Below are 3,030 nucleotides of genomic sequence, written 5' to 3'. Positions count from 1 at the left end.
CCGCGCTCGCGCGGGGCCGGGCGCTCGGACGGGTCGCGGCCGAGCTTGGATTGCAGTTCCACCAGGTCGGTGAAGACGTCGGCCTGGCGGCGGAGTTCGTCGGCAATCATCGGCGGCTGGCTTGCGATGGTCGAGACTACGGTTACCCGGACGCCGCGCCGCTGCACCGCCTCGACGAGCGAGCGGAAATCGCCGTCGCCGGAGAACAGCACCATCTGGTCGATATGTTCGGCAAGTTCCATCGCATCGACCGCGAGCTCGATGTCCATGTTGCCCTTCACCTTGCGGCGGCCGCTGGCGTCGATGAACTCCTTCGTGGCCTTGGTGACGACGGTGTAGCCGTTGTAGTCGAGCCAGTCGATCAGCGGCCGGATGGACGAATACTCCTGATCCTCGATGATCGCGGTGTAGTAGAAGGCGCGGAGCAGGGTGCCGCGGCTCTGAAATTCCTTCAGGAGGCGCTTGTAGTCGATGTCGAACCCGAGCGTCTTGGCGGTTGCATACAGATTGGCTCCATCGATAAAGAGCGCGATCTTGTTGGAAACGGGTGACGACATCAAAGTTTCTCGCCTTTTGTTAGCTTCTCGGCGCAGCGGCGACGAGCCGCGCACCTTAGTTTCGCGTTGCAGCCTAAAGTCCGGTGAATCTTTCCCAACCACAGTCACCATCGCAATTATGGTGCGGCGAGGGCGAAATACCTACACTTTTGACGATGCAATGAAGAGAGTTACTTGTCCACAACGGCGCTTAGCCGCGTTACGGACGCTCCGGCCTTCTGGCCCCCTCACGGGTTAGCAGAGGTTTGGGCGAAGGCAAATCACAAATTTAATCTTGCGAAACCCCGCTTCGCCCTATAACTAACGCACAATAATCAGCAAATTCCTGTCCCAACTTAACGGAGCGACAGCATATGGCGCGCGTCACCGTCGAAGATTGCATTGATAAGGTCGACAACCGGTTCGACCTGGTCCTGTTGGCTGCCCATCGCGCTAGGATGATATCCTCGGGATCACAACTCACGGTTGATCGAGACAACGACAAGAACCCGGTCGTGTCGCTCCGCGAGATCGCGGACCAGACTATTTCCCCGGAAGACCTGCGCGAGGAACTGGTGCACTCGCTGCAGAAGTTCGTCGAGGTCGACGAGCCGGAGCCCGACACCGTGCCGCTGATCGGTTCGGCCGGCGCCAGCGTCGATGCTGATGATACCGAAGTGGCGATGGAGCGGATGACCGAGGAAGAGCTGCTGAAGGGCCTCGAGGGCCTCGCGCCGCCGGAAGAGCAGCCCGAAGAGGACGAATAGGTCCTCGCGGCGGTCCCCCCAACACGGTTGAACTGGCTGAAGGCCCGGGCATTGTCCGGGCCTTTGCTTTTGTTGACATTCCGACCGCGAGATGCGTCCCTGAAGCCTTGACGGAAATTGAACGATTTTCGGTTCGAACAGGCTAAAGCTTGGTTCGAAATCGCACTAGATTAGAGGCGCGAGCCGCGGTTGGCTCGCGAGTTGAGGCAGTCATTCCATGGCGTATTGGCGCCGCACACCCCGCCAGATGCAGGCTGCGACCGACGCGGTCGCGGTGGCGCCTGACTCCGCGGTGGTGCAGAAGCCGCCCAAGCCGCGCGCCCGCATGATGCGGCAGTACGATCTGGTCGAGCGCGTCCGCTCCTACAATCCCGATACCAACGAAGACCTTTTGAACCGCGCCTATGTCTACGCCATGAAGGCGCATGGCACCCAGACCCGGGCGTCGGGCGATCCCTATTTCTCGCACCCGCTCGAGGTGGCGGCGATCCTGACCGGCCTCAAGCTCGACGACGCCACCATCGTCGCGGCGCTGCTGCACGACACCATCGAGGATACCGAGGCGACGCGGGCCGAGATCGACCAGGTGTTCGGCCACGAGATCGGCGCGCTGGTGGAGGGGCTGACCAAGTTGAAGCGGCTCGAGCTCGTCTCGCGCGAGGCTAAGCAGGCGGAGAACCTGCGCAAGCTGCTGCTCGCGATCGCAGATGACGTCCGCGTGCTCCTGATCAAGCTCGCCGACCGCCTGCACAACATGCGCACGCTGGAGTTCGTGCCGCCGGCCTCGCGCCGCCGCATCGCCGAGGAGACGCTGGATATCTACGCGCCGCTCGCCGGCCGCATGGGCATGCAGGAGATGCGGGAGGAACTCGAGGACCTCTCGTTCCACGTGCTCGATCCGGAAGCCTATGCGGTGGTCAAGCATCGGCTGGATGCGCTCGCCGAGCGCAACCGCAATCTGATCGGCGAGATCGAAAGCCAGCTTTCGAAGAACCTGCAGAAGAACGGCCTTTCCGCGCGCGTGTACGGCCGGCGCAAGCAGCCGTTTTCGATCTGGACCAAGATGGAGCGCAAGTCGATCGGCTTCGAGCAGTTGTCCGATATCTACGGCTTCCGGATCGTGCTCGGCGACGTCGAGGCCTGCTACCGCGCGCTCGGCGTCGTGCACACGACCTGGCCGGTCGTGCCCGGGCGTTTCAAGGACTACATCTCGACGCCGAAGCAGAATGACTACCGTTCGATTCACACCACCGTGATCGGTCCCGGCAAGCAGCGTGTCGAGCTGCAGATCCGCACCGAGGAGATGAACCAGATCGCCGAATTCGGCATCGCGGCACATGCGTTCTACAAGGACGGCACGGGCTCGCCGACCGAGCGGTTGAAGCACGAGTCCAACGCGTTTGCCTGGCTGCGCCATACCATCGGCATTCTCTCCGAGAGCGCCAATCCGGAAGAGTTCCTGGAGCACACCAAGCTAGAGCTGTTTCACGATCAGGTGTTCTGCTTCACGCCGAAGGGCAAGCTGATCGCGCTGCCGCGCAACGCGAATGTGATCGACTTCGCCTATGCCGTTCACACCGACGTCGGCAACAGCGCGGTCGGCTGCAAGATCAACGGCAAGTTCGCGCCGCTGTCCTCCGAGCTGCAGAACGGCGATGAAGTGGAGGTCCTGACCTCGAAGGCGCAGTCGGCGCCGCCGTCGGCCTGGGAAGCGCTCGCGATCACCG

The 3,030-nt window shown here is 62.2% G+C and carries 3 protein-coding genes; 2 read left to right on the top strand and 1 reads right to left on the bottom strand.

Annotation, left to right across the window (positions count from 1 at the left end; all coding sequences use genetic code 11):
• The coding region (locus CWO89_RS42485; RefSeq protein ID WP_130584163.1) for a LabA-like NYN domain-containing protein at window positions 1-557 on the bottom strand (557 nt) is incomplete at its 3' end.
• Between the two features lie 353 nt (window positions 558-910).
• On the opposite strand from CWO89_RS42485, the gene rpoZ reads away from it, so the two are divergent.
• Window positions 911-1,303 carry a DNA-directed RNA polymerase subunit omega gene (gene rpoZ / locus CWO89_RS42480; protein WP_027583153.1) on the top strand — a complete coding sequence of 131 codons (393 nt, stop codon included), beginning with the start codon at window positions 911-913 and terminating at the stop codon, window positions 1,301-1,303.
• A gap of 217 nt (window positions 1,304-1,520) precedes the next feature.
• Window positions 1,521-3,030 (top strand): RelA/SpoT family protein (locus CWO89_RS42475; RefSeq protein WP_130584162.1); only part of this gene is annotated, 1,510 nt, incomplete at its 3' end.

The sequence above is a fragment of the Bradyrhizobium sp. Leo170 genome (assembly GCF_004296405.1).
Classification (GTDB): Bacteria; Pseudomonadota; Alphaproteobacteria; order Rhizobiales; family Xanthobacteraceae; genus Bradyrhizobium.
This window is presented reverse-complemented; position numbering and strand designations above follow the sequence as displayed.

Excerpts from the sequence above, each read along its gene's own strand:
- rpoZ (WP_027583153.1), top strand. The coding sequence starts at position 911 with ATGGCGCGCGTCACCGTCGAAGATTGCATTGATAAGGTCGACAACCGG.